This is a genomic window from Thalassotalea litorea, from assembly GCF_043642205.1.
Classification (GTDB): Bacteria; Pseudomonadota; Gammaproteobacteria; order Enterobacterales; family Alteromonadaceae; genus Thalassotalea_A; species Thalassotalea_A litorea.
The window spans coordinates 1-6,884 of the sequence record NZ_JBHZSG010000076.1 but is presented as its reverse complement, the minus strand read 5'-3'; the positions used below and the strand labels follow the sequence as shown (position 1 = coordinate 6,884).

Genomic DNA, 6,884 nt, shown 5'->3' with positions numbered 1-6,884 from the left:
GTCTTACCGTGGTCAACGTGGCCGATTGTACCTACGTTAACGTGCGGTTTGGAACGTTCAAATTTTTCTTTAGCCATTTTGCTATACCTTAAAGTTTAAACTCTCGGGTGGCACCCGATACAATTGTAATATCGCTTTCACGCACTGGCTCGATGAAGCTGAAAGCTTCGAACCTATTGTTCAACAGCGCAATTACAGCCGAGCCATTTTTTACGGGGCACAATTTAACAAACTCCCGGTAAAATGTCTAAACTTTAGGCTTTTTTTCAACGAAATCAGCCAAAAAAACCTTGTTATGAGTTATTTCCCTGCATTGCGTCCACATTTTTTCTTCGACAAATGGCCAAGTTGATTAATTTTTATCAATTTTAAGATGTTTGTTGATGGCAACTGATGTATAATCCGCGCAAAAATTTTTTAACGTAACTTTTATTTCAATAGAGTAATACAATGGCTGATTTATCAAAATACAGAAATATTGGTATTTTCGCTCACGTTGATGCGGGTAAAACCACAACAACTGAACGTATCCTAAAACTTACAGGTATGATCCACAAGATTGGTGAAGTTCACGATGGTGAATCAACTACCGACTTCATGGAACAGGAAGCTGAGCGTGGTATTACTATCCAGTCTGCTGCTGTAACTTGTGAGTGGAAAAAACATCGCTTTAACGTAATCGATACTCCTGGTCACGTTGACTTCACCGTAGAAGTTTACCGTTCACTAAAAGTACTAGACGGTGGTATCGGCGTATTCTGTGGTTCTGGTGGTGTTGAGCCACAATCAGAAACTAACTGGCGCTATGCGAACGAGTCTAAAGTTGCTCGTTTGATTTTCGTAAACAAACTAGACCGTTTGGGTGCAAACTTCTACCGCGTTAAAGATCAAGTTAAAAACGTACTTGGTGCTAACCCACTCGTTATGACTTTACCAATCGGTGAAGAAGATAACTTCGTAGGTGTTGTCGACGTATTGTCGCAAAAAGCCTATGTTTGGGACGATTCAGGTCAACCTGAAAACTATGAAGTACAAGACATTCCAGCGGACATGGTAGATGATGCTGCCGCGTATCGCGAAGAAATGATCGAAACAGCGCTAGAAGCTGATGACGATCTATTAATGGCATACATGGAAGGTGAAGAACCGACTGAAGAGCAAATCAAAGCCTGTATCCGTAAAGGTACTAACGAATTAATGTTCTTCCCAACATACTGTGGTTCTGCATTTAAGAACAAAGGTATGCAGCTTCTTCTAGACGCCGTTGTTGATTACTTACCAGCACCAACAGAAGTTAACCCACAACCGTTAACTGATGAAGAAGGTGAGCCTACGGGTGAGCACGCTATCGTTGATCCTAACGAACCATTCCGAGCTCTTGCGTTTAAGATCATGGATGACCGTTTCGGTGCATTAACGTTCGTACGTATCTACTCAGGTCGTCTTAAGAAAGGTGACACCATCTTAAACTCATTTACGGGCAAAACTGAGCGTATCGGCCGAATGGTAGAAATGCAGGCAGAAGACCGTACCGAGCTTACTGAAGCACAAGCGGGTGACATTCTTGCAATCGTTGGTATGAAGAATGTTCAAACTGGTCACACATTATGTGACGTGAAACAGCCTTGTACTCTGGAAGCTATGGTATTCCCAGAGCCGGTAATCTCAATCGCAGTTGCACCTAAAGATAAAGGTTCTACTGAGAAGATGGGTATCGCTATCGGTAAGATGGTTGCTGAAGATCCAACGTTCCAGGTTGAGACTGACGAAGATTCAGGCGAAACTATCCTTAAAGGTATGGGTGAGCTTCACTTAGATATCAAAGTCGACATCCTTAAGCGTACTTACGGCGTTGAGCTAGAAGTAGGTAAGCCTCAGGTTGCATACCGTGAAACAATCACGCAAGCCATTGAAGATTCTTACACTCATAAGAAACAATCTGGTGGTTCTGGTCAGTTCGGTAAGATTGATTACCGTATCAAGCCAGGTGAGCCTAACTCTGGTTTCACATTCACGTCATCAGTAGTAGGTGGTAACGTTCCTAAGGAATTCTTCCCGGCAATCGAGAAAGGTTTCAGAGGCATGATGGACGAAGGTGTTCTTGCAGGCTTCCCAGTATTGGACGTTGAAGTTGAACTTTACGATGGTGGTTTCCACGCAGTTGATTCATCAGCAGTCGCGTTTGAAATTGCAGCTAAAGGTGCATTCCGTCAATCAATCCCGAAAGCTGGCCCTCAATTAATTGAGCCAATCATGAAAGTAGACGTATTCACACCAGAAGATCACGTTGGTGATGTTATCGGTGATTTGAACCGTCGTCGTGGTATGATCAAAGACCAAGAAGCTGGCGCTACCGGTGTTCGCATCAAAGCTGACGTACCTCTTTCAGAAATGTTCGGTTATATCGGACACCTACGTACTATGACATCTGGTCGTGGTCAATTCTCAATGGAATTCAGCCACTACAACCCATGTCCTAATAACGTAGCGGAAGAAGTTATCGCTGAAGTTAAAGAGCGTAACGCGAAAAAATAATTGATTGTTTAATCAATAATAAAAGCCCCTTTTCAGGGGCTTTTTTATTACATGGATGTAAGTATACTGCGGCTGTCTGGAACATGGAGCAGTGTATTGCCTATATGGATATAGGTATGTCGACAGTGTCTGGAAGCTAATTTCTACCAGAAACGACGATTAAACGATGCGAGTATAGTTGTGACACTACCGTAAATTTAATGGTTTAGTAAATCACAACTAATAAGAAGCCAGCAAACGCCACAATGCCAGCAGCAAATCCCCTAAATATTAAATGTTGATAATTCAACAACCACTCAACCAAATTGATATAGTTTTGGCGACCTTTAACCGCATCGAAAATAGCGGATGCCAAGACGAGCCAAGCTATCAATTCAATAGCAACAGGTGTTCGGGTATCATCCGCGATTACCATCAGACTCAAACCAATAATGACCCTGAGCATAATCGATATATAATGCACGCTAGAACGTCGATAATGCTTTTCTATCGCGCTAGTTAACACAATGGGTTTTAGCATACCTATCAGTCCGATAACCAAAGAGCAGGTAGCAAAAAGCGTAATAATGAAACTCATCTGAGTTATTCTACTAATTAAAGTTAGAGTTTTAGTATAAGACAAAAAATCAGAACAAAAATAAAAGCTAGCCAACTCAATACGTTGCGATGTCCATAATTTTAACACTGACAAGGTTACCTAAGCTTGAGCAACCGATTAAATCCTGTTTAGTCAATACAGTTTTAATCTGCAACGTATACAATAATCAATTAAATAACGAACCAAAGCCAATGCATTCCATTTAGAATACCTATTAACTTTGATGTAATTTTTCGCGGCGTTCATTTAGCTATACCCCCTAAATAGAAAGGCTTATGACCTAATGAGAATGGATTTCACTACTGATATATGCTTGATTGTTATCAAGTCTATTCGTTGATAATTTAACGTTTAAAATACCCGTGGAAAAACTGTCTGTACTTCTTCAATTTCTTGATTTTTTCAATATGGCACGAGGATTGCTTTTGTTAACATGCTGCTTCATTAAGGTAAATTAACAAAAAGAAACGTCACCTTCCGTTTGTTGACAGGCACTACTTGATGTCTTGTTAATTTCATTTCTTTCCATGTAGTCACATAGTAGCTTATGTGAATGGACAAGAACCAAGGCTTTACTCGATTAGAGAATATTTATTGCCGTAACCAGTTGCTTCATAAAATTTTTTGATGCGACCTTATGAATGTTTTTACCAATATCGAAAATGAGTCATGTTTGATATCACCACACCTTAACAACAAATTGAAGTAGCATTTTGGTCAGAAAGGAGACAATCGACCTTTTCAGGCGGGATGCTAAATAAAGCTCACTAACAATAACTTTCAAAGTTACGGTTAGGAAATAATTTCACTAGGTAAGGAATATATGATGTCTTTAAAAACAGTAATAACCGGACTTCTATTCACAACTTTTTCATTTGTCGCATTTAATGCAAACGCTGCACTAATGAATGTTGGCGGTGTTGAGGTATTCGTAGCGGATGTAGATAAATACGGTAAGGGTGGTGCATCTTCAGGAACGCCTCCTGAGATTTTAAGCTTTGTCAGTGGTGCAAACATCATGGACACAGAAGGCGGCGAGTATGAGTACAAAGTCACCTTTTTATACAAACAAGCCGTATATAACAATGTATTCAATGCCCCTGACGGCCAGACTATCGGTACCGATGCAGCTGAAAATGACATGATTATGGGAACATTTAATGTTAGTCCAGGTTCCTATTTGGCATTTAGCTTTGGCGCAAACTGTAATGGATCTTTTTTAAACTGCAATGATGTTAGTAACGGCAGCAATGTTGAAAGCGAATCCGCAACAGAATCCAATTTTGCCGTCTCTGAAATTGTCACTGAAGGCGACGAGAGTTCATTCTACTTATTCTTGAATGATACCGGTTCAAATCCAGACGGTGACTTTGACGATTTAATCGTCTTTGTGCAACTAACTAAAACTGGTGAGCCCAGTGAAGTTCCAGAGCCATCATCTATTTTACTGATGGCACTAGGCGCACTTGCTTTGGCTCGTTATAAAAAATAGGCCAACACTATTAAGCCGGGAATTCTCCCGGCTTAATCATTACCGCGACTTTGAGTCCAGTATCATACTCATTCCCTGCATATTCGCAGGTACTACAACAACCTGACCTTCGTTCTCTGCAAACTTTTTAAGCGCTTCATTGAGTTCATGCTGAAGATACTCCGGCGTCAGTGACGAATTTATAATAGCATTAGCTTCTGCAATCCCTCTGGCCCGTGCAATCTCGATCTCAGCATCTTTTGCCGCGATTTCTACTTCAACTTTCTTAGCTTCTAATGTTTTTTGCGCTTGAACCGCTTTTTGAATCGCAGCCTCGATAGTTGGATCCGTATTTAACGCTCGGATTGCTACCCTCGTAATGGTAAAAACACCAGGGTCTTTGTCATCGAGCTTTTGCTGAAGTTCACTGGAAATACCCGCGCGCAATTCGTCCCGGTTGCGGTGTAAGTCAAGAGAGTCAATCTTGGTGACCTCCTCGTAGATCACATCTCTGCCCTCCCGATAAACGATCGTATAAGCCGGTAACAGGGCATCTTCACCTTGCGAATAAGAAGCCGCATATTTCACCATAGTTTCTGCAATTTTGGCGGACTCAACTTTGTAAAAAATACTAATATCAAGGTCCTGAAGTCTGAGGTTATCCCGGGCTTTTGGTCGCAGATCATTAAAATCTATGGCTATTTCTTTAGCTGAAAATTCATATGCCTTGGTAAAAATTGGCAATTTCCAGTTAAGCCCAGGCGATACTTCTTCTAAATCAACCGTCCCTAGTGTTTTCTTTACGGCAACATGACCAGTATCGATTATGAACCAACTACTAAAAATAATGACCAATATCAATATGCTGAATATGGCTGACAGAATATTTGAAAGTCTCATCGAGGTTACCCTATGTTGTTATTAATGTGGTGAGTGTCTGCAGAGATTAAGGCGATGTATCAGGCTTAACCGTTTGACAGTGCCAACAGATTTCAAAAGAGCCAGCATTCGACTCTTTGCAGACTGGACAAAACCAATCGTCGCCTGTTTCGTTTTCGGATTTTTTAATTACTGACGTCGCTTTAGCTAACTGTTCTGGATTGACTAACCATAACTCCGGCCAGGTCTCAAACACAGGTACATCGCCACTAGCACCGCCCAAAAACTTATTTTTAATTTGAGTTTCGATACCTTCAATAGCGAGAATATTTTGCATATGCTCAACAAAAAACAAATGAGGATTAGAGTAAAGTTTATGCAAATCAATTCCTTTCAAAAGCCAACCTAACTAGATTAAAGCTTTCCCTGGTGAAAATCTAGCTGATTGACGCAAACGGATTAGTAAATATTGGAGACATATCAGAAACCTTCTATTCGACGCCTAAAGCGTAAGCTTGCTGTAATTAGAAATTGCGAAAAAGAGAATGATAGATAGGATAACGTGTTCTAAAAGATGATTGATTAAAAAATACCTTAGCTTGATTGACTGTACGACTCTAGAAAATCACCAAGTGAATTTACGATAATTCAGAGCATTATCGAAAATTCTAAAAAATGTACATCAGCACATTTTTCTTAACGAATTTCTCATCACAGAACACCGCTCGGTGGTTAGTCTGTTGGTGCACATACAAAAAGAGCAGCCATTGGCTGCTCTTTTTTGATTTGGAGGTTAAAAAATCAATCGATGACCACCATGGATGGTGGAAATGCAGATTATGTAGGAGCAATTAATTGTTATTCGATGATTTTTGATATTTCCACATGGACGTGGAGTATGCCGAAAATGCACAAATACATGGAAGTATGTAGGTAGAATAACGCACTAATACATGGAGGTATGTGGGTAGAATAACGCAGGAGCAGTTATCGAGGAGCAGTTATCGAGGAGCAATTTTCTGTCAACACCTGCGCCTAGACCGACATGGATGTTGGAAATGCAATTAATGCAGGAGCAATCATCTGCCAGTACGACTCTAGAAAATCATAAGATGATTTTACGATAATTCCGAGCATTATCGAAAATTCTAAAAAATGTACATCGGCACATTTTTCTTAACGAATTTTTCATCACGGAACACCGCGAAGGGCTACGTTCAGTAGCGCATAAAAAAAGGCCGCTTAATGCGACCTTTTTTCGGTGACTAACAAAAATTATTCAATAATTTTTGATACAACACCTGCGCCTACTGTACGGCCGCCCTCGCGGATTGCGAAGCGTAAACCTTCGTCCATCGCGATTGGGTTGATAAGCTCTACAACAAACTTCAAGTTGTCGCC

The 6,884-nt window shown here is 40.6% G+C and carries 6 protein-coding genes; 2 read left to right on the top strand and 4 right to left on the bottom strand.

From position 1 onward, the window contains the following. Positions 1 to 450 precede the first annotated feature (450 nt). Positions 451 to 2,535: an elongation factor G gene (fusA, locus tag ACHUFQ_RS16865; protein WP_394177018.1), complete on the top strand. Its 2,085-nt coding sequence runs from the start codon at positions 451 to 453 to the stop codon at positions 2,533 to 2,535. Between the two features lie 205 nt (positions 2,536 to 2,740). Here the strand turns inward: fusA and ACHUFQ_RS16860 are convergent, their stop codons facing one another. After that, positions 2,741 to 3,112: a hypothetical protein gene (locus ACHUFQ_RS16860; protein ID WP_394177017.1), complete on the bottom strand. Its 372-nt coding sequence runs from the start codon at positions 3,110 to 3,112 to the stop codon at positions 2,741 to 2,743. Positions 3,113 to 3,959: 847 nt separating this feature from the next. Between ACHUFQ_RS16860 and ACHUFQ_RS16855 the strand changes: the two genes are divergently transcribed. After that, complete coding sequence (locus ACHUFQ_RS16855) at positions 3,960 to 4,625, top strand: PEP-CTERM sorting domain-containing protein (RefSeq protein ID WP_394177016.1); 666 nt, start codon at positions 3,960 to 3,962, stop codon at positions 4,623 to 4,625. A gap of 39 nt (positions 4,626 to 4,664) precedes the next feature. Here the strand turns inward: ACHUFQ_RS16855 and ACHUFQ_RS16850 are convergent, their stop codons facing one another. The 3 genes from ACHUFQ_RS16850 to ACHUFQ_RS16840 form a co-directional block, all read right to left on the bottom strand. Then, positions 4,665 to 5,504, bottom strand: a complete 840-nt coding sequence (locus ACHUFQ_RS16850; protein ID WP_394177015.1) for an SPFH domain-containing protein — start codon at positions 5,502 to 5,504, stop codon at positions 4,665 to 4,667. Positions 5,505 to 5,550: 46 nt separating this feature from the next. Next, on the bottom strand, positions 5,551 to 5,865 hold the full coding sequence (locus tag ACHUFQ_RS16845) for a putative signal transducing protein (protein WP_394177014.1): 315 nt from the start codon (positions 5,863 to 5,865) through the stop codon (positions 5,551 to 5,553). A gap of 893 nt (positions 5,866 to 6,758) precedes the next feature. After that, positions 6,759 to 6,884: EF-Tu C-terminal domain-related protein (locus ACHUFQ_RS16840; RefSeq protein ID WP_455342391.1), on the bottom strand; the 126-nt coding region annotated here is incomplete at its 5' end.